Below are 18,371 nucleotides of genomic sequence, written 5' to 3'. Positions count from 1 at the left end.
CCCGCTCGCTTCTCAGATACAGTCACGGACATCTAGGGAGTCATGAGCGGAATCGGACTCGCGAAATCCGCCTTGCCTTCCCTCGCCGCGGCGACCCGGTCCCACATGCGCTGCAGCTCGGCCGCCCGCGCGGGATGGAGACGCGGCCACGCCGCGAGGCGAGCCGCGGCGAGATCCCACCAACCGCGCGAGAGGAGAGAGGCGACGAGGGCTTCGTCGATCCCGACGTCGTCCGGATGGTCGGCCAGCCATCCCTTCGCTCGCTTCCCCGCCTCCTCGTGTTTTCCTTCCGCGCCGAGGAGGAGCGCATCGAGGCGCCTCCAGCCCCTGACATCGGGATCGAGGCTTCTGGCCCTGCCGAGATGCTCCCGAGCCTTCGAGAGATCGCCTCGCATCCACGCCGCTTGCGCGAGCAGTCTCTCGACGGACGCCTCCTTCCCTCGTCTGTCCTCCTGCGCCCGCGGATCGGGAGCCTTCGCGTCCGGCAGACTCCTCTTGAGAGCGGCGAGAGCCTGTTCGAAGGCCTCGCCATCGGCGCCCCCGGCAAGAAGCGATGCCTTCGCCTCTCTCAAGTCCCAGAGCGCGTCAGGAGCGATCTCGTCCTCCTCGGGCTCGCGCTTCCCTTTCTTCTTCGTCTCTCTCGGGGGCTCGGGCGATGCGCTCCGCAACCGCTCGCAGAGATCGAGAGAGGAGAGGAGGTTGTTTCTCTCGACCGGCGTCGTATCGAGACGGCCGGCCAGGATCCGCGCCCGCGCAACGACCCCATCCACCCCCGCCGATAGCCGCTCCTCCAGGGACGGAAGGGGCTGGCGGGTGTCGGCTCTGATCGGAGCGGAGGCCAGGGCGACATCGTTCCGATCCCGAATCCGGAGCGTGCCGCGCATCAGCCGTTCCTCCGGGAGATCCTCCGCCCTCAAGAAGAAGCGGCGTCCCTCTCCGGCGAGCAGGCGGACTGCATCGAGGCTATCCGGCCCGTTTCTGAACCCGTCCACCGGAGTTCGATGGACCTTGAGCGAATGCCTCTCCCCCCGGCGCAGCAGGACGGGACGGATCACGGTCGACTGATCGAAAGACCGGGTTCCACGCGCCCAGATGCAGAAGGTGATCCGATAGACGCCCCGATGCGGCGCCGCGAACGCGCAGTCGCCGTCGGAGAGATAGCCCGAGGCGACCTCGCGCCCCGAGTTGTCGTGGACGCGGAAGAGCGCGTCGTCCAGGAAGTCCTCGAACTCCGGACTCATGCCGAGATCGATCTCCAGATCTTCGCCGTCATCGGCATCGATCAGCGCCGTGCCTTCTTCCACAATCGCCGGCAGGCCGTTCAGCGAGCGGCTGTAGAGAGTATCGGGCACGGTGCGCCAGGCCGTCTCCAGGGGCTCCTCCTCCCTATCGAGGGCTGCTTCAAACCGAAGGTCCACATCCCAGGTCGGCGCCCGCAGGACGAATCCCGTGCCTGGCGCGCCGGGATCGACTCGCAGCGGAGGTTCGGCGGCGATCTCCACCCCATCGAATTCGAGTCTCCACTCGAGACGCCCCGGGCGGTTGTCATGCCAGCGGCTGAAAACGGCGATCTCCAGAACCGATCCTCCGAGGACGCGAAGGTCGACCCGGCCTTCCTCTCCGGATCCCAGATCGAAGCGGCGCGTACGGACGCGCTCCCCCGGCCTGCGGATCAGATCGGGCGACGACAGAGCGACCTCGTATGCGTTGGCCGGATCTGCCAGCGCCTCGCGCGCTCGCAGGCGGGCAACCGTCGCCCCCGCGGGGACCCTGACGTAGACGCCGCGCCGATCGCCCCTCTGGAGATCCCACGTCCCCTCCATGATCGGCCTGCGCGGATCGATCTCGCGGGGTTTGACGATCGTCGCCACGAGGGCGAACTCGATCCCCGCGTCGGGCCGAGCGACGTCGCGCGCGATCACCCGCCCGACGTTGAGACCCTCCTCCAGCTTGGAGGGATCAACGAGGACCGAGATCGTGCCGCCTCCCGAATGCAGATACTCCTGCAGCGGGGCCCTCAGCCAGGGGACATCGCTCGTCAACCTCACGATCCTCAGGAATCCGGCTCGATCCGCCTGGAGAGAATCGGATGGGAAGTCCGGCCGGACGAAGAACCCCACTCGATAAGGGTGCCTCTCTCGGAGATCTCTCTCGTAGTATCCCCCTCCGCGACCGGTCGCGTTGTGAACGGAGATCGTCCAGTCGACGACGGGCTCTCTCGCGTCCTTGTCGTGGGAGATTCTCCCCTTCACGAAGGTGGACGGATAGCTGCCCGCGAGATTGCCCAGCGCCTGGAATGCGCGAAGGGCCTGCGGAATTCCGTCCCCCTGCTCGATTGCGGAGACCCCAGCGAGTTTGCGGGCGCCCTCGCGCAGCGCCCGGCGCAGGCGCGCGGGCGTTGCCGGAATCCCCGCCTGCCGGCACGCCGATAACAGAAGGGCTGACAGGCCGGCTCCCTGCGGGCTCGCCATGCTCGTCCCGTTCCAGGACTCCCCCTTGACGAGGCCCCATGTCGGGAGCGGGCTCAAGGCGGCGCCCGGAGAGATGAAGTCGACTCCGGGGTCTCCGGAGAGAAGGGGGCCGCGGGAGGAGAAGTGGAACATCTCGTCGCGAGGAGGATCGAAGGCGCCGTAGTTCGTCTGCTGGGTCTTGGCGGAGATCGCCGCGCCCCACGCGAAGAGGCGCATCGCGGTGGCCGGCGCGCCGATCGTCGACAGGGCGGGCCCCTCGTTCCCGGCGCTCGCGCAGATGATGACGCCGGTCTTCTCGACCAACTCATTGAGGAAGAGAGAGGTGTCCTCCCTGCCGTCATCGAAGAACGAATCGCCGCCAAAGGAGAGATTGATCGCATCGGCTCCGTGATCGACGGCCCACTGCGCGGCCTTCATGATGCTGTTGTGAGAGGTCGCCCCGCCGAGGCGGCCGTTGCCGACCTTGGCGGCGAGGAACTGCACGCCCGGGGCAAGCCCGTTCAAGGGATCCCCGGGACCGTAGTAGCCTCCCACGATTCCCGCCACGTGCGTGCCGTGCCCTCCCTCATCGAAGAAGAGGAAGATCGAGGAGGCGTCGAGCGCGATCCTCTCGACCGCGACCGAGAGGTGGATCGGATCGGGCAGGAAGGCGACGTCGCGTCGCGTCGCGTAGGGCAAGAGCGGCGCCTCCTCAGCGAGATCGCCATCCGCGTCGGTGTCGATCCTGACTTCCCATCCATCGCCCGCCCGGATGGCCGCGACATCGATGAGATCTCCCGGCTCCTCCCCCCTCTCGAGGACTCCCTCGAAGAGATCGCGGATCGCCTCTTCCCTGGGGCCTTCCTTCGCATCCGCCGATCCTTCCCAGACATCCAGCGCCATGCGCCAGGCCGCGCTCCGCTCGCGCTCCCTTCGATCTCGCAGGCCCCCCGGGAAGTAGTCCCTTCCCACGATCACGCCGAGCCTGATCGATGTCCCCGCCGGAAGGTCGGCGGGAAGGCGAATAGGGCTTCCCGAGAGTCCCCGGAGGGGGGCGCCGCTCTGCGCGGCGAGCGGCAGGGGGAGGTGTCCGTCGTCCGTGCCGTCGAAGACGTCCAGGACCTTCGGCGCGCCCGTTGAAGTCGTCTGGAGAGCCTCGTGCCCGAGATCCACTCCCGTATCGAGGATCGCGACGACGATGCCGCGGCCATCGTATTCGGGATGGGCTGCGAGAAAGGCCAGGACGCCCAGGTCCTCCTTGGGCAGGAAGCCCTGGATCAGATCGGCGTCGTCCACGGGACGAGGCGGGGGGTCGGCCGCGAAGGCCCGGCCGCACGAGCCGTTCCATGCCAGCAGAATCAGCAGGGCGGCGCCGCCCCGACGCGCGATCGCCCGCATAGAAGCTCGATTCTCTCTCCCCTTCACCCTCTCCTCCTTGTCTCTCGCGGCAGTGTCTTGCGTCAGCCGTGGATGGCGGACCCCGACCATCATAGACCCCCTGAGGCGGTCCGCTGATCAGCAAAACTGCATCAGCAAAACTGCAGGCTTTTCCTGCCGTTCGCTTTCCGGTAGCGTCGAATGGACGAGGGATCCCGCCTCAGCGCGGGGCGGCCCAGGACACCCCGTCCGGAGGGCCGCGTGATGATGGAGGGGTGCGGGCGACGGCTGACGCGCCGGCCCGAGAGGAGCCAGCAAGATGGCGCACGTAATCACGGAAAACTGCCACATGTGCCGCTTCACCGATTGCGTCGTGGACTGCCCCACCGACAGCTTCCACGGCGACGACGAGATGCTCTACATCGACCCGAACGAGTGCATGGACTGCGCCGCCTGCGTGGCAGCGTGCCCGGTCCAGGCGATCTACGCCGAGGAGGACGTGCCCGAGGACCAGAAGAAGTGGATCGCCATCAATGCCGAGAGAGCGCCCGGCCTGCCCGTCGTCAACTCGAAGCAGGACCCGCTTCCCACCGCCGAAGACAAGAAGAAGAAACTCGGCTTCTAGTCGCAGATCCGGGTCGTCATCCGGCGAGAGGAGTAGTTCGTCATGGCCTACACCGTGACCGAGAATTGCCACATGTGCCGTTTTACGGACTGTGTCACCGTCTGTCCAGTGGACTGCTTCCACGGCGACGACGAGATGCTCTACATCGACCCCGACGAGTGCATCGATTGCGGAGCCTGCGTCCCTGTCTGTCCGGTGCAGGCGATCTTCGCCAATGATGACGTGCCCGAGGACCAGAAGAAGTGGATCGAGATCAACGCCGAGAAGGCGCCCAAGCTTCCGGTCGTGAACCAGAAGGAGGATCCCCTTCCGACGGCCGAGGAGAAGAGGAAGAAGCTTGGCCTCTAGAAGCGGCGCGCCGGGGGCGTGCCCGCGCCTCCGGCGCCCCGTCGCCAGCTAGGCGTCGAGCGCCCGCCCTGAGGGCGCCTTCGTCTTCATGCCCCTCCAGCGCAGCGCGATCCCTGCGAGAGTGACGACACCCAGAAGGTACGACGTCCCGAAGAGGACCCAGAGAAACCGAGGCGCCTCAGGCTCTCCACCCGGCGAGAGGAACGCGGCGAGAATCCCGAACACCGATAGCGACAGAGGCGCCCAGCTCCACGCCCCCATGCCGAGATCCTCGTAGCGGGCGCGATGCAGCGCGAGCCCTCCAAGGACCCAGGCCCCAGCGACCAGAACCGGGGCCAGCACAGGCCCCACCCAGATCTTCGGGATGAGAAAGAGGATGTCGGGCGCGAGCGGGCTCTCGGGCCATCCGAGAAACGCTTTGAGTCCCGCGTAGTAGGCGATGTCCCAGACGCCAAAAGCCACGAGGAAAGCCATGAAGCGGGACCATGGTCGCTCGGCCGCGATCCATGCCACGCAAGCGAGCATGATCAGCGTCATCGCCTCGCGGATCACTTCCGCTCGCAGGATTGGCGGATCCATCGGCACGAGCGGAAAGGCAAAGCCATCCGGGTAGTAGATCCTTCTCAGATAGACGACGACGATCGCCTCGAGGATCCCCATCGCCGCGGCGAAGAGACAGACGAGCTTCGGATGTCGCATCCCTGACCCTCCCCCGATTCCCCTCGCCTCGGCCGGCAGCGATTCAGGGTTCGCGCCGCTCACTCCCGAGGGAGCGCGTCATGGCTTCCCGGCCGATCAAACGGGCTCGAGCGGCCGCCACTCCCTTTCAGGCGGCTCCACGCGGATCGCGTCCCCCGGCCGGACCTCGCCGCCCGCTCGCACGATCGCCATGACTCCCGCCTTCCTGATCGGATTGCCCTGGGCATCTCGCCCGAGGACCGCACGCATGAGTCCAGGGTAGATCTCATCGAGCTGGCCGCAAGGGTCTCGCAGACCCGTCACCTCGATCACAGCGCCTCGCCCGATTCGAAGCATGGCGCCAGCCGGAAGGGCGAGCAGATCGATCCCGATGGTCGTAACGTTCTCCCCCATCTGTCCGGCGGACACGAGGAACCCCTCGCTCCGCAGCTCGTCGAACAACTCCGAGTGAATGAGATGGACCTGCCGGAGATTCGGTTGCGCCGGGTCTCGAGCCACGCGGGACCGATGCTTGACCGTCGGACCCATGTGGGCGTCTCCCTCCACGCCGAGTCCCGCGAGGAGCATGATGGAAGGCTCGTTCTGCTTCGCCATGGTGTGCCCGGGGCTGCGGCTCACCGCCATCACTCGAGCCGTCACGACTCGTCGATCTCGCCGTCGTCTGCCCTGGACTCGCCCGCCTCCAGCTCCAGGACGTTCGCCGCCTCCGCGTCTTGGAGGCGCTCGATCGAGCGGAGCCGCTTCTCCATCGCGCGCGTGCGCACGCCCGTCTCGTCTATGGTTCGCGCGGCCGTCGTCAGTTGCCGCTTGACCCTCTCGAGAACCTCCCCGAACTTGCCGAACTCCGTCTTGACCGCGGCGAGGACCTTCCACACTTCGCTCGCCCGCTGTTCGATCGCGAGGGTCTGGAAGCCCATCCGGAGGCTGCTCAGGATCGCCGCAATCGTCGTCGGCCCCGCCACGACCACCCGGTGCTGCGACATCAGATCCTCCACGAGCGCCGGCTGGCGCAGAACCTCGGCGTACAGACCTTCCGTCGCCAGGAACATGATCGCGAAGTCAGTCGTGTTCGGAGGATTGACGTACTTGTCGTGGATGTCGCGCGCGGCGATCTTCACGGCCCTTGCCAGGGCCGCGGAGGCATCCTGCACAGCCTGGGGATCGCCTCGCTCGGCGGCCTCCTGCAGACGAAGGTAGTCCTCCTGCGGGAACTTGGAGTCGATGGGAAGCAGGACCCGCGCATCCGGGTCGTTTCTCGGGCCCGGGAGCCGGATCGCGTATTCGACCTGCTCCGAGGAGTCCTCCTTCGTCCGGACGTTCTTCACGTACTGCTCCGAAATGAGGATCTGCTCGAGGATCGCCCCGAGCTGCACCTCTGCCCAGGTCCCACGCGCCTTGACGTTCGAGAGCACGCGCTTCAGGTCGCCCACGCCGGTCGCGAGGCTCTGCACTTCGCCCAGGCCCTTGTGAACCGCCTCGAGCCTCTCGCTCACCAGCTGGAAGGACTCCCCGAGGCGCTTCTCGAGCGTCGCGTGCAGCTTTTCGTCGACGGTCTTTCGCATCTCTTCCAGCTTCTTCTCGTTGCCTTCCTGCAGCTCCTTCACGCGCGCGTCGACCGTCCCTCGGATCCGCTCCAGCATGGTTTGATTCGAGTCGGCAAGCTCCTTCAGCTGTCTGGTCATCTGCTCCATCTGCCCCTGCTGGATCTTCCCCAGATTGCCGACGCTATCGCTCAGGGCCTGTCCCGTCGCTGATAGCCCTCGTCCGACCTCCTCCCTCAGATCCTTGCCGGCTTTCCCGGCTTCCTCTCTTCCCGCGCGGAGTTCGTCGCGCAGGACCTTGCCGGCCCCTTCAGCGCTCGAACTTGAACGGCGCAGGAGCACGATCAGAAGCAGGAGGTTCACCGCAAAGGCGAGAAGCAGGATGAAAGGGAGCGCTTCACTCATGCGTCAGTCCTCTCAGGGGCTAGGACCTGCCCCGTCTTGGTTCGAGCCGGAGTCACGTGGCGCCGCTCGAGATGGAACCCATGACAGGTTCTTCTTCCTGGTCCGCGCGCGTCAAGCTCGATGCCAGCGCCTGCCTCGTCATGTCAGCGTGACCGGACGCGCCTGCTCATCGTCGGCCTCAATCTTGAGATCTGCTCCCTTTTCGAGGAGCAGCTCCCTCAGGACCGAGCGATGGCAGCGCGCACTGTCCAAGCAATAGCATCCCACGGAGAAGCTCGTCTTGTGTGAGAACGCCGCGAGGAGCGCGAGAAGGCGCATGGCTTCGGGTCGTTTCATTTCCGCCCGGTATCGCCTGGTGAAGGCGCGCCAAGCCCGCTCGTCGGTGGCCTGTGGCGCCGCCTTGAGCAGACTCTCCGAGGGGGCGAGGTCCGGAAGCCAGAAGTCGTAGAAGTCGCGCGAGGCATGTTCCGCCTTGGGCACGCCTCGGGGCGGGCGACGGACTGTCCCAAGGCGCAAGCCCTCATCGGACGCTCTCGGGCTTCCCAGCCGCACGACACGAATCGCCATTCGAATCGCCTCCCAAGTGCCTCTAGATGCCGGACCCCGGATTCAGTCGCCAGAGCGCGAAGTTCAGACACGAGGCGAATCCGACCCACGCGAGGTAGGGCGCCATCAGGGCCCCCGCAAGCCGGTCGCCGCGCCAGAAGAGGACCGCGACGATCAGGATCACGATCCAGAGAACCACGATGTCCACAAGCGCGAGGTCGGGGCGATGAAGCCCGAAGAACAGGTACGACCACAGCGCATTCAGGCCTAGCTGGAAGACGAACAGGACCAGCGCGGTCGGCGCCCCGCTGAACCCGGCGCGCCGCCACGTCAACCAGGCGGCCACGCCCATCGACACATAAAGGACTGTCCAGACAGGCGCGAACACTGCCGCCTAAGGATTCCATGCTGGTTTGGAGAGAGATGCATACCACGCGCCCGGCGTATACCGGGATCCCACCCACCCTGCGGCGAGTGACCGCGCGACCCACCCAAGAAGACCGAGGATGCCTCTAACAGTCACCGACGTCCCTCCTTCCGCGTCAGCCGAGTCAGGCGCGCAGCGGGTCGGGCGGGATCATCCTTCGCTCTCAGCCCATCGCCTTCGCCGCGAATACAAGATCCCCTGGATACTCCGAGCCGTAGGGGCTCCTGGCATAGTTGGCATGAACTGCCTCTACACTGAATCCACTCCGCGCGAGCAAGTGCTCCGCCTCGAAGCGGAACAGGTACCGCATTGGAAAGGCGTGGACGAGCCGCTCCTCTCGTCCGTCCGCGTGCGTCACATAGTAGATCAGCTCCACATAGTTGATCTGAGCGAAGCAATCCCTCGACACGATCCTGTGACGCCGAATCACCCGCCGGCCGTCAGGCATCACGAACTCGGGTTCATCGCCAATCTCCTCCCCGACAGAGTCGCTCGTCAGAGCCGCGAGGGAAGGATTGAAGAGGTCCAGAATCAGCTTGCCTCCTTTGACCAGATGACGATGAATGCAGGCCAGACAAGCCAACTGGTCATCCACGGTTGTCAGGTGCTGAAACGACCGAAACGGAGTCGTCACCAGCGAGAATGCCTTCGAGAGCGCAAAGCCCCGCATGTCCGCCTGCACCAACTGAACTCTTGCCTGAACATCCTCAGGCTCACTGAGAAGCCGATGGCGACACACATCAAGCATGTGCGATGACAAGTCCAGGCCAACGATGTCGACGCCAGCCCTCGCAGTGGGAATCAGCACCCTCCCTGTCCCGGAACCGATCTCCAAGACCGGACCTTCCGCCTGTAGAGCTTCTTCCACGAAGAAGTCCACGTCGGGGCGATTGCGATACGGGACGACATGGTCGTAGAGCGTCGCGATAAAGGCATACGTCTCGTATCCGCCGGCTTGGCTCATGAACGACTCCTTGGCGTCTCAGGCGCCTGTGAGCATCCCCGCCCAGCTCATTGCACACCCAACCAGCGAAGTATCCATCCAGGGAGCATGCCGCCGACGTTGAAGAGCGCGTGGACGATGATCGCTGGTATGAGGCTCCCGGTAGTTTCCCGGTAGTGAGCGGCAAGGAACCCGAGCAACGTCGCGAGCACGATCGGAACCAATGCGAAGAGCCCCATCGAATCGATGAGCACCAGATGCATGGCTCCGAAGAACAGACCGCTCACGACAACCGTCACACTGAACCTGGCCGAGGATCCAATCGCGACGCCCCAGCCCCCTATCAATGACTGCAGTAGCCCGCGAGTCAGTACTTCCTCGCAGACGCTCGCGTAGACCCAGACGAAGAGGACGAGTTGAAGCAGAGACCGGTGGGCGAGGGCGCCCTCGGCCTCGCCAAGCCTTGGAGCGAGGGCCGACATGAGCGAGAGCACGGCTGTCGGCAGACCCCAGAGCAAGATGCTCGGCCGGAGCCGATCCCTCCCCCAGGTGAACCCGAAGTCGGCGAGGCGCTTCCCCCTCCAGAAGCGGATGATCACGAGCGAGGCCACCAGCATGAAGGTATGCGTGACGAACGAGCCGGGCACAAAGCCGCCTTGCGGCAACTTCACCCGGCTGCCCAAGTACAGCCCGCCCAGAGCGACGACCGCCGCGACTGCGATGCCACGGAGTAGCTCATTCAACCGGCGATGCTGGGATCCCGGAACATCAGTTTGAGGATCTCCTTGTCCGCCTGCAGGAATGGGATCAGGGCCCGCAGCGCCGACGCCAAAAGCGCAGCGGCCGTCAGCCGCGCGCGGATCGGGGCACCACAATCTACTGTCCTCCTGTCTCGAAGACCAAGAGATAGGGTAGAGCCGACTTGCCCTTCGAATCCTTGAAGTTCTTGTACTTCTCGCTATTGATCAGTAGTCCGCAACGCCAGTAGAGCTTGCGCGCGGCTACGTTCACCTCAGAGGGCTCGGTCCAGACGGACTCGACTTCGGCAGTTGAAGAAAACACGCGATCGATAAGGGCCGCGAGCGCTGTTGAGGCCACTCCTCTCCCTTGGGCCTCGGGGCGAATCTTGATGTCGAGTCCCGCTCGACGATGCATGGGATCCACTGCGTAGTATGCTTCCCCGCAGAACCCTGCCTCAGAACTGATCACTACGAAGTGCTGACGATTGGGACTCGCCTGGAGACGTTCGAGCCACCGGGCCATCGCGTCCGAATCATAGCCAAGGCCGTCAGGAGACCCGACCCACTTCATGACGCGACCGTCGTTCCAAAGACGCCTCAGATCATCCAGGTCATCCGATGCGGTTGGTCGAAGATGGATGCGCTCATTCGCGCATCCCGACTCACGCCGATTCACTGCCGGTGACCTCGAGGGCGCGCGGCCATCATAGACGCTCCTACGCCGGCTGCCAGAATCGCGAGGACAACGGCCAGCAGGTACAAGTTGAAATGCTTTCCGAGCGCCAGCTTGAGCCATTCGGCAAGCAACATCTTCACTCCGATCACGAGCAGGACCACCGCGAGCGCGACCTTTAAGTATCGGAACTTCTGCACCATCCCAGCCAAGGCGAAGTACAACGACCGGAGACCTAGAATCGCAAACACGTTGCTGGTGAAGACCAGGAATGGGTCGCTCGTAATGGCGAAGATGGCCGGGATTGAGTCTACCGCAAAGATGAGATCCGCTGATTCGATCATGACGAGAGCGAGAGCCAAGGGGGTGAGGAGCAATGCCCCGGGTCGAGCCGCCTCGACGACCTCGTCCGGCGCCGCCGACGCCCCGGGAGTCTCGGCCTCATATGATGCGGGCGCACCGGCGCGGACCACGAAGTGCTGCCCATGAAACCTGGCTGTCACCGGAAACAAGCGGCGCGTCAGCCGGACCACCACATTCTTGTTTGGATCGATGTGATCCGTCTTGAGGAACAACATCTTGATGCCGGTTGCAATGAGAAAGGCGGCAAAGAGATACAGGACCCAGTGAAACTCAGCGATCAGCTTCGTACCGAGGGCGATCATCGCGCCCCGCATGAGCAGCGCGCCGAGGATGCCCCAAAACAGCACGCGGTGCTGGTAGAGCGACGGCACCGCGAAGAAGCCGAAGATCATGGCGATCACGAAGATGTTGTCGACGCTGAGGGACTTCTCCACGACATAGCCGGTCAGGTACTTTTCGGCTGCCGCCGATCCGTCATTCCGCAAACCATCGACCGCATCCGCTACGGCCCCAAGGCCGAACCATCGACCCTCATAGGCAAAGTAGACGAATACGGCGAATGCCAATCCCAAGGCGATCCATACCGCGGACCAAGCGACCGCTTCCTTCACAGTCACAACATGGGCCTTGCGATGGAAGACTCCCAGGTCTAGAGCCAGCATCAGAAGGACGAATGCGAGGAATCCTGTCCACATGTAGATCATGTCGATCGCAACTCCATCCTGGGCAAGACGAGTACCCGAGGCGCATCAGTCTATCCGCGTTCGAGAACTGTGACAAGCGTGAGGTCCACGCAGGCCGCCGACATCAAGAGGGGTACGCCGAGCACGAAGGCCGCTATCCAACCATGCGGATCTCGCGCGGCATGTCGCTCAGGCATTCGGCGCCGCTCGCAGTGACTACGACGTCATCTTCTATGCGTACACCGTTCTTGCCCGTCAGGTAGATGCCCGGCTCCACGGTGTAGACCATGCCGGGTTCAAGCAGCTGCAGGTTGTCGCCGTGCATGTATGGTTCCTCGTGCGCCTCCATGCCGATGCCATGGCCGGTGCGGTGCGTGAAGAACTCCCCGTATCCCGATGACGCGATCACGCCGCGCGCGGCCTTGTCCACTTCTGCGCAGGGAATGCCCGGCCTTCCCGCGGCGCGTCCCGCGGCGTTGGCCTCCTGCACGATCCTGTGGATCTTCTGAAACTCGGCGCTCACTTCTCCGATGGCAAAGGTGCGGGTCAGGTCCGACATGTAGCCGCCATATGCCGCGCCCCAGTCCACCAGCAATATGTCGCCCACCGCCAGTTTGCGGTCGGTGGGAGAAGCGTGCGGGTCGGCGGAGTGGGGCCCGGAGGACACGATGGGCGCAAAGGGGAACTCCGGGTCGGAGCCGTTCTTCAGCAATTGCATTACCAGTTCGGAAGCCAGATCGCGCTCGGTCATGCCGATCTTGATCAACGGGATGGCGGCCTCGAGCGCGTTCTGCGCGATGCGCACGGCACGGCGCATCAACTCGACCTCGGATTGATCCTTCTTCAATCTCGACGCTGAAAGAACGCGGCTTGCGTCCGGGAACTCCGCCTCGGGCGCGCCGGCCTTGACGTAACCGAACTCCAGCAGGCGCAGTTGGCGCGGCTCCACGCCTATGCGCTTCCCATCCAGTCCCAGCATCTGCACTGCCTTGCGGAAGGCATCCCCCCATGCCTTTGGCGTCTCGCCGAAGGCCATTGCCTGCATCCTGAAGGCCAAGTGATCGAGCTTCGGCAGTTCCAGTTCGGGCAGCACGATCACAGGGTCCCTTCCGGGAACAAGGAACAGAACAACCGGCCTTTCCATCAAGTGGAAGCGAAGCCCGGTCAGATAGGTCAATGTCGGACCGGGATTCAGGATCACGGCATCCAGGTCCGAGCCCCGCAAGGAAGCGGACAGTCCTTCAATTCGCGCATGGCTCATTTCAGATGTCCTCCACGACCGGTTGCCCTCGGCATACACTGATGAGTGGCGCCACTCCGACTGGCCGACCCGCGCCACGCATGGGACGATGATACAGCACCTCCAGGACGGGGGCGCCGGCGCTCACTCCAGTTCTCGCCTCACGGCATGGAAAAAGGCATCACGCGCCTGTCGCTCGCGCCAGGGAGTATGCCCACAGTGTCGCAGCAGCACGAAACGGAAGTCCCTCAACAACGCGGACAGAGGCTCCCGGACGCCTTCCGCCGGATGCGGATCGTAATCGCCATGGAAGGCCACGACGGGGCACTGGATGTGCGCGCCGAGCGCCAGCAGGGTGCCGTCTCGGCGCCACGCCGCGGCCGTTGGCCACACTCCCTGGAAGACCGCGCCGGATGGGCTGGTCGCCTCCGCAGCTTCATCTCCGGTCACAAGCGGATCATAGGTGTCGGTCATGAAGGCCAAGGCGCCAAGGCGCGCCAGAAGGGTATCTGCGTCCGTGGCGGCGGGGGTGCCTAGGGCGGCGTTGATGGCACCCCACTCGGCGCGGTCCTCGTCGGTTAGCCTACTCAGTCGGGTCTCACGGAGCTGCGTCACATAGCGCTCGTCGAAGGGACCGCTCGCGACGAGGAGCAGTTTACGGATGAGTGCGGGGTACCGCGCCGCGAAGATGTAGCTCAGCCAGGCCCCCCACGAGTATCCGAGCATCACAACCCGTGGCGCCGCGAAGGACTCCACGGTCGCGCGCAACTCCTCCACCTGCCCTTCCAAGGAGGTGGCCGCTTGGAGCGGCTCCACGACGCCCCGCTCGCGGGCCAGCTCGCGCGCGACTGGGGCCATCTCACCCGCGGCGCCTGGACCGCCATGGACCACAGCGACGGTGTACGGCGGTGAGCCGTAGGTTCGATGATTCTCCACGCCTTTACCCCTGCCTGGCGAGTCGCGATTGCGCTGCTCAACGCCTGCGGTCACCCGCTGCCCGCGTCCCTGGGGAAGCGCCAGCCAGCGAGCTCCTCCGCGTAACGCATCTCGTTCGTCGCGAGGCGACGCGCGAGGCCCCGGCGTCGGAAGGCGGGCTCGGTGTAGACATTGAGCACAATCGCCTCACGCCCTTCCGCTATGTCACAGTGTCCGTCTGGATGGCACCGTGGGAAGGGCAGCCCCCGCCGAAGCTGAACCCCTGCCCCGGCGACAGCATGATCGGGCGTCTCCACCGGGAACCCGAGCCATCCCAGATACTCGTCTCCAGCGATCGCCTCCCTGAGGTAAGCCTCCGACGCCACCAGGAACGCAGGGATGGCCGACGAGATCATAGCCCCCATCTCGAGAAACATCGCCGCCCGATGCCGGGCAACGCTGCAGGCGTCTGCCACGGCTGCGCGCTGGATGGTCACCTAAGTCGACATTGCGCCCTCTCATGCTGTGCCCCCACTTACAGGCTCTCGTCCGAGCCGTCGTGATCATGCTCTTCCCTGCCGCCTGTCAGCTGCTCTTCTCCAGAACAGCAACATAGCGCGAATCCTGGGAATCCAGGATCTGAACCACGTGCCAGCGGGTGCCCTCGACAATGGCGTCCAGTTCCTCTCGGGACACGAACAGGTAGTCAAACCATGCGCCTATGTAGAGCTGGTACCGCAGTCGGATCCTGATCTGCCCCGGCATCCGTCCTCTCTGACGATTCAGTTGATGGTACTTGATGTGAACGGGATTCCCGGCACGGTAGGGATCCAGCGTCTCCGCTATGATTCGCGCCCCGTCAGTCGTGATGTGTGAGAAGCGCGCGAGGAGGCGCCTTCCCTTGGCGCGGTTGCCGAAGAGGCCGAGGTTGTTGCCCAGCATCAGGATCGTATCGAACGGTTGGCGGAAACGCGGGACTTCCTCCGCGGCCAGAGCGCGGACTTGCCTAAGCCCCCTCTTACGACAGACGCTGACGGCCAGAGGAGAGCTATCGATGCCCATGACGCTGAGGCCCCGCCCCTGGAGGTGCAGCGCGTGACGCCCGGCGCCACACCCGACATCGAGGACCCGCCCCCTTGCATACCGCAAGGCCCGTCGCTGGTGGATAGGCCAGCTCTTGTAGGGGGCGAAGTAGCACCGCGTGTCGTCGACGTCGACGTAGCCATCGTCTCTCTCTACCACGATGGGAACCGGCTCGCCTCGGAGATGGTCCATGAGGGCATGCCCGAAGGCATCACGTTTAGAGCGAATGATCACGGCGTCACTCCCCAATCCAAGGCAGACTCAAGCGGCGGTCCGCCTCCCAAGGAAGATGAGGCGGACCGCGAGGGCCATAAGGAACACCGCAGCCAGCGGCCCAAGGTCGAATGAGCCATGGCTGCCGGGAGGCCAGGGGAACGTCGCGGCGTTCAGCCCCATCAAGGCGACGCCCAAGACAACCATGGGGATGCCCCACCAAGGCCCAAAGGCTCTTCGGCCACGCATGGCAACACCCCAGAAGATCATCGCGGTGGCCATCAGGAAGTCCCATGCGACATCGAGACCCAAGTCGATCAGTCGCAGCGCCCGGCGCAGGGCCTTACCCGTCTCGTCATCGAGACCCTTCGTCATCTCGCGAGCTCCGGCGCTAACCGCCATCTGGGCCATGAGCATGCTCAAGAGCGTGGCGAATGCCGCAACCGCGAAGACGAACGCCAGTCGGTTCGCGACGCCGTCGTGTTCCGCCGCCAGCGCGCAATAGATGCCGTAACCGAACACGATGCCGAGGATCGGAAAGGCGCTGACGATGACGAGTCCGATGGATGTTCCCACCTGGTTATCTGGCCACGGGATCAAGATGGCCGATAGATAGCATATGCCACAGGCAATCCCGGCCTCTCCGCTCCTGACGCACAGGCTACGATTCGTCATCTGAGTCTCCATCCATCCGGATCTCCGTACGAACGCATGTCAGTCGCGGCTGGCGCCCGCGCTTGCGATCAGCGGCAGCCAGTCCTGGCGACATGTCTCAGCTCCCCTCCTGGTGGCCGAACGCCGCCATCTCCATCCTCTACTCGACTCGACGCATGACCAGCCTAGTCTCTTCATCGTCAAGCGCTGAATCCTCCAGATGCTTCTCGAGAAACGACAGGAGGGCTTGCGGATCCGTCGCCAGGGCCTCGGGAACGACCTTGTCGCCAACGAATGTCACTTCCAGCTCGGAGTTCCCCGAAAACGTGTATCGCGCGAATGAGTACTCCGGGGGCTCCCTGCCTTCCGAGATCTCGTTGACGTGCAGAAGTCGCGCGCTCCCGATGCCGAAGCCGAAAACCCGGTACCGCGATGGATTCCCTCCGTTCTCACGCAGCTCGGCATAGTACTCCCCTTCGTTGAAGGGGAGCAGAGTAATTCGCATCGAGTCACCGTCAACATCAACGACGGCCCATTCCCCGATGAGCCGATCGTCGAGCACCTTGCCGCTCGGATCTGCCAACGGCGCCTTGGATGAGTAGGGACACCCCATGGCAAGCACCATGCACAGCAAGCCGACCAGAAGGACGATCCTCTTCATCATGTCATGCCTCCTCAAACAGCGCCGGCTGGCCCCATCGAAGCCGCCGAACGCCTGCCGTGGCCAACGGCTACTCCTAGGCGCCCCGGAAGAACAAGCCCCAATCCCGATCTGAGACGTGCTGGTACTCCCGCCAACACGCGATCCGGTCACGCTCAAGGGTGACCAAGACCACGCCATGATAGAGGTGCGTACCGCGAAACGAGTACTCGGCCGCGCCTATCTGCGCGGCTTCGTCGAACAAGATGTGGTGCCAGGTCGTGACTTGAGGGTAGCCCTCGTCGCTCTGAAAGAAGGCTAGTAGCGCTTCGCTACCGCTCAGCGAATAGCGAATCGGATCAATGTACCGCACGTCAGGCGTGAACAGCTTGACGGCGTCGACATACCGCTTGTCCCGCCATGCCTCCGCCAGTTCGCTGAGAAGATCGCGAAACTCGTCGCTCCTCATTCAATCCACCTCATGCGCCCTGTCCGGCCAAGTGCTCTGGTTCAGCGGCGGACTACAGCGTCGTGAATACGACCGACTCCTATCTACCGGCGTTGCGCGGCATCCTTGTGAGCGCGTTCCAGGATCTGGCGAATGATGTCAGACTTCGCATCGGCGTAGTTCTGAACGTGCACCCAGGTGCGAGTCGCGAGTCTCTTCTTGGTTTCCGCGTATAGTGACCGGTCGCCATCATCCGTGCGCAACCGATCCCGGAACGCAACCATGCGGGCGATCTCCTCACACCCGGCGGAGAACACGTGGAGGTGCCAACCCACCGCTTCCGACTCGAGGACCAAGAGACGGTGTTCATGCCAATCGGGCTCGCGTACGCGGAGCACGAACCCCTGAGCTTCGAGTGGAGGCATGTAGGACGCCTCGTCACGTGAGTCCGCAACAGCGAGAATCATGTCCACGATGGGCTTGGCCGAGAGACCCGGGACGGCAGTCGATCCGACGTGCTCGATCAGAAGTGCGCTCTCGGAAAGAGCGGCAGCGACTCGCTCAGCAGCCATGGAGAACAGCGATGGCCAGTTGGGATCGTATGGAAGCAGCCGGATCTGGTCGTTCAGAGGCTCGCGCTCGCCGATTGTGACAGAGCCGAGATACTCCTCAGTGACAGGCTGTATCGGTGGCGGAGGCTTCCAGGTCGCCTTGCGCTTCATCACCCAGCTCTCGAGCCTCTCCTCAGCAGTGCACTTCGGCGTCGGACGGTCTCGTCTGATTCTCAGCCTATGTACTTGACGAGCATCAGACAAGGGTTCGCTTCACCCCAAAGGGTGTTCTCTTCGAGGGGTCTGAAACCCATGGCTCCATAGAATGCCCGGGTCCGCTCGTAAGGCTCCCAAGTTCTTGAGGGTCCCAGGGTCTTCACATGGAGAAACGGAATCTGCCGGGCGCGAACGATTCGCTCGGAATGCTCCACGAGAGCCCGCCCAATCCCCCGACGGTGATGATCCTGGGCAATCGCCATGATATGAATCTCGATGGCGGCCGCCGAGGTCGCCTTGAGCGTGATGAAGCCCACATTCATGCCGGCGCACTCAGCAACGTAGGTCTCCATCACGGGAATCTCGGCAACGTAGTTGACGATCGCTGCCTCAATGCCAAACCACTCAGGCAAAGCACGCAGAATGCGCTCGCAGGCAGGAAGGTCGGTTTCAGTGGCGCGGCGTATTGCACAGTGCGCCGGCATCTTTCACCCCTCGCTCCCGGCCACCTGCACCACCCGCTGGTCAACTACCGTGAAGCGCTCGCACACAGCCGCCTGCTCAGATACCCGGTTGGCACACTGGTGGCTT

General features: G+C 64.1%; 19 protein-coding genes and 2 pseudogenes. 2 read left to right on the top strand and 19 right to left on the bottom strand.

What is annotated here, in order from left to right; translation table 11 throughout:
• Positions 1-32: 32 nt before the first annotated feature.
• Positions 33-3,941, bottom strand: coding sequence for a hypothetical protein (locus FJY88_02150; protein ID MBM3286139.1), 3,909 nt, complete (start codon positions 3,939-3,941; stop codon positions 33-35).
• Between the two features lie 205 nt (positions 3,942-4,146).
• Between FJY88_02150 and FJY88_02145 the strand changes: the two genes are divergently transcribed.
• Together FJY88_02145 and FJY88_02140 are read left to right on the top strand one after the other, a co-directional pair.
• A complete protein-coding gene (locus FJY88_02145) occupies positions 4,147-4,452 on the top strand; it encodes a ferredoxin family protein (protein MBM3286138.1) in 306 nt (101 codons plus the stop codon).
• Between the two features lie 42 nt (positions 4,453-4,494).
• A complete protein-coding gene (locus tag FJY88_02140) occupies positions 4,495-4,800 on the top strand; it encodes a 4Fe-4S dicluster domain-containing protein (protein MBM3286137.1) in 306 nt (101 codons plus the stop codon).
• A gap of 126 nt (positions 4,801-4,926) precedes the next feature.
• On the opposite strand, the pseudogene FJY88_02135 reads toward FJY88_02140, so the two are convergent.
• The 18 genes and pseudogenes from FJY88_02135 to FJY88_02050 all read right to left on the bottom strand — a co-directional run bounded on the left by FJY88_02135 (position 4,927) and on the right by FJY88_02050 (position 18,265).
• A pseudogene (locus FJY88_02135) lies at positions 4,927-5,499 on the bottom strand (hypothetical protein).
• Between the two features lie 96 nt (positions 5,500-5,595).
• The gene (locus FJY88_02130; protein MBM3286136.1) at positions 5,596-6,123 is read right to left on the bottom strand and encodes an MOSC domain-containing protein; all 528 of its coding nucleotides are present in this window, start codon (positions 6,121-6,123) and stop codon (positions 5,596-5,598) included.
• A gap of 11 nt (positions 6,124-6,134) precedes the next feature.
• Positions 6,135-7,445 carry a DNA recombination protein RmuC gene (rmuC, locus tag FJY88_02125; GenBank protein ID MBM3286135.1) on the bottom strand — a complete coding sequence of 437 codons (1,311 nt, stop codon included), beginning with the start codon at positions 7,443-7,445 and terminating at the stop codon, positions 6,135-6,137.
• A gap of 138 nt (positions 7,446-7,583) precedes the next feature.
• Positions 7,584-8,012 (bottom strand): DUF488 family protein, encoded by a 429-nt coding sequence (locus FJY88_02120; GenBank protein ID MBM3286134.1) that lies wholly within the window; start codon positions 8,010-8,012, stop codon positions 7,584-7,586.
• Between the two features lie 22 nt (positions 8,013-8,034).
• A pseudogene (locus FJY88_02115) lies at positions 8,035-8,514 on the bottom strand (tryptophan-rich sensory protein).
• A 67-nt stretch (positions 8,515-8,581) separates the two neighbouring features.
• On the bottom strand, positions 8,582-9,382 hold the full coding sequence (locus tag FJY88_02110) for a class I SAM-dependent methyltransferase (protein MBM3286133.1): 801 nt from the start codon (positions 9,380-9,382) through the stop codon (positions 8,582-8,584).
• Between the two features lie 47 nt (positions 9,383-9,429).
• Positions 9,430-10,104, bottom strand: a complete 675-nt coding sequence (locus tag FJY88_02105) for a CPBP family intramembrane metalloprotease (protein MBM3286132.1) — start codon at positions 10,102-10,104, stop codon at positions 9,430-9,432.
• Positions 10,105-10,237: 133 nt separating this feature from the next.
• Positions 10,238-10,897, bottom strand: coding sequence for a GNAT family N-acetyltransferase (locus FJY88_02100; GenBank protein ID MBM3286131.1), 660 nt, complete (start codon positions 10,895-10,897; stop codon positions 10,238-10,240).
• Positions 10,774-11,841: a TerC family protein gene (locus tag FJY88_02095; GenBank protein MBM3286130.1), complete on the bottom strand. Its 1,068-nt coding sequence runs from the start codon at positions 11,839-11,841 to the stop codon at positions 10,774-10,776. The genes FJY88_02100 and FJY88_02095 overlap by 124 nt, the downstream gene beginning before the upstream one ends.
• A gap of 133 nt (positions 11,842-11,974) precedes the next feature.
• Entirely contained in the window at positions 11,975-13,081 is a 1,107-nt protein-coding gene (locus FJY88_02090) for an aminopeptidase P family protein (protein ID MBM3286129.1), read from the bottom strand.
• A gap of 123 nt (positions 13,082-13,204) precedes the next feature.
• Positions 13,205-13,918, bottom strand: a complete 714-nt coding sequence (locus FJY88_02085; GenBank protein ID MBM3286128.1) for an alpha/beta hydrolase — start codon at positions 13,916-13,918, stop codon at positions 13,205-13,207.
• Between the two features lie 128 nt (positions 13,919-14,046).
• Positions 14,047-14,400, bottom strand: coding sequence for a hypothetical protein (locus tag FJY88_02080; GenBank protein ID MBM3286127.1), 354 nt, complete (start codon positions 14,398-14,400; stop codon positions 14,047-14,049).
• 160 nt (positions 14,401-14,560) lie between these two features.
• Positions 14,561-15,292, bottom strand: a complete 732-nt coding sequence (locus FJY88_02075; GenBank protein MBM3286126.1) for a class I SAM-dependent methyltransferase — start codon at positions 15,290-15,292, stop codon at positions 14,561-14,563.
• 27 nt (positions 15,293-15,319) lie between these two features.
• A complete protein-coding gene (locus FJY88_02070; protein ID MBM3286125.1) occupies positions 15,320-15,847 on the bottom strand; it encodes a hypothetical protein in 528 nt (175 codons plus the stop codon).
• Positions 15,848-16,085: 238 nt separating this feature from the next.
• Positions 16,086-16,589 (bottom strand): hypothetical protein, encoded by a 504-nt coding sequence (locus FJY88_02065; GenBank protein MBM3286124.1) that lies wholly within the window; start codon positions 16,587-16,589, stop codon positions 16,086-16,088.
• A 73-nt stretch (positions 16,590-16,662) separates the two neighbouring features.
• Positions 16,663-17,034, bottom strand: a complete 372-nt coding sequence (locus FJY88_02060; protein MBM3286123.1) for a hypothetical protein — start codon at positions 17,032-17,034, stop codon at positions 16,663-16,665.
• Positions 17,035-17,117: 83 nt separating this feature from the next.
• Positions 17,118-17,735, bottom strand: coding sequence for a GrpB family protein (locus tag FJY88_02055; GenBank protein ID MBM3286122.1), 618 nt, complete (start codon positions 17,733-17,735; stop codon positions 17,118-17,120).
• A 62-nt stretch (positions 17,736-17,797) separates the two neighbouring features.
• Positions 17,798-18,265 (bottom strand): GNAT family N-acetyltransferase, encoded by a 468-nt coding sequence (locus FJY88_02050; protein MBM3286121.1) that lies wholly within the window; start codon positions 18,263-18,265, stop codon positions 17,798-17,800.
• Positions 18,266-18,371: the final 106 nt, after the last annotated feature.

The organism is Candidatus Eisenbacteria bacterium, assembly GCA_016867495.1.
In the GTDB taxonomy this organism is placed as follows: Bacteria; Eisenbacteria; RBG-16-71-46; order CAIMUX01; family VGJL01; genus VGJL01.
This window is presented reverse-complemented; position numbering and strand designations above follow the sequence as displayed.

Excerpts from the sequence above, each read along its gene's own strand:
- rmuC (MBM3286135.1), bottom strand. The coding sequence starts at position 7,445 with ATGAGTGAAGCGCTCCCTTTCATCCTGCTTCTCGCCTTTGCGGTGAAC.
- FJY88_02120 (MBM3286134.1), bottom strand. The coding sequence starts at position 8,012 with ATGGCGATTCGTGTCGTGCGGCTGGGAAGCCCGAGAGCGTCCGATGAG.
- FJY88_02060 (MBM3286123.1), bottom strand. The coding sequence starts at position 17,034 with ATGAGGAGCGACGAGTTTCGCGATCTTCTCAGCGAACTGGCGGAGGCA.
- FJY88_02095 (MBM3286130.1), bottom strand. The coding sequence starts at position 11,841 with ATGATCTACATGTGGACAGGATTCCTCGCATTCGTCCTTCTGATGCTG.
- FJY88_02055 (MBM3286122.1), bottom strand. The coding sequence starts at position 17,735 with ATGAAGCGCAAGGCGACCTGGAAGCCTCCGCCACCGATACAGCCTGTC.
- FJY88_02085 (MBM3286128.1), bottom strand. The coding sequence starts at position 13,918 with ATGGCCCCAGTCGCGCGCGAGCTGGCCCGCGAGCGGGGCGTCGTGGAG.
- FJY88_02145 (MBM3286138.1), top strand. The coding sequence starts at position 4,147 with ATGGCGCACGTAATCACGGAAAACTGCCACATGTGCCGCTTCACCGAT.
- FJY88_02080 (MBM3286127.1), bottom strand. The coding sequence starts at position 14,400 with ATGGGGGCTATGATCTCGTCGGCCATCCCTGCGTTCCTGGTGGCGTCG.
- FJY88_02100 (MBM3286131.1), bottom strand. The coding sequence starts at position 10,897 with ATGGCTCAAGCTGGCGCTCGGAAAGCATTTCAACTTGTACCTGCTGGC.
- FJY88_02050 (MBM3286121.1), bottom strand. The coding sequence starts at position 18,265 with ATGCCGGCGCACTGTGCAATACGCCGCGCCACTGAAACCGACCTTCCT.
- FJY88_02150 (MBM3286139.1), bottom strand. The coding sequence starts at position 3,941 with ATGATGGTCGGGGTCCGCCATCCACGGCTGACGCAAGACACTGCCGCG.
- FJY88_02130 (MBM3286136.1), bottom strand. The coding sequence starts at position 6,123 with ATGGCGGTGAGCCGCAGCCCCGGGCACACCATGGCGAAGCAGAACGAG.
- FJY88_02110 (MBM3286133.1), bottom strand. The coding sequence starts at position 9,382 with ATGAGCCAAGCCGGCGGATACGAGACGTATGCCTTTATCGCGACGCTC.
- FJY88_02065 (MBM3286124.1), bottom strand. The coding sequence starts at position 16,589 with ATGATGAAGAGGATCGTCCTTCTGGTCGGCTTGCTGTGCATGGTGCTT.
- FJY88_02090 (MBM3286129.1), bottom strand. The coding sequence starts at position 13,081 with ATGAGCCATGCGCGAATTGAAGGACTGTCCGCTTCCTTGCGGGGCTCG.
- FJY88_02140 (MBM3286137.1), top strand. The coding sequence starts at position 4,495 with ATGGCCTACACCGTGACCGAGAATTGCCACATGTGCCGTTTTACGGAC.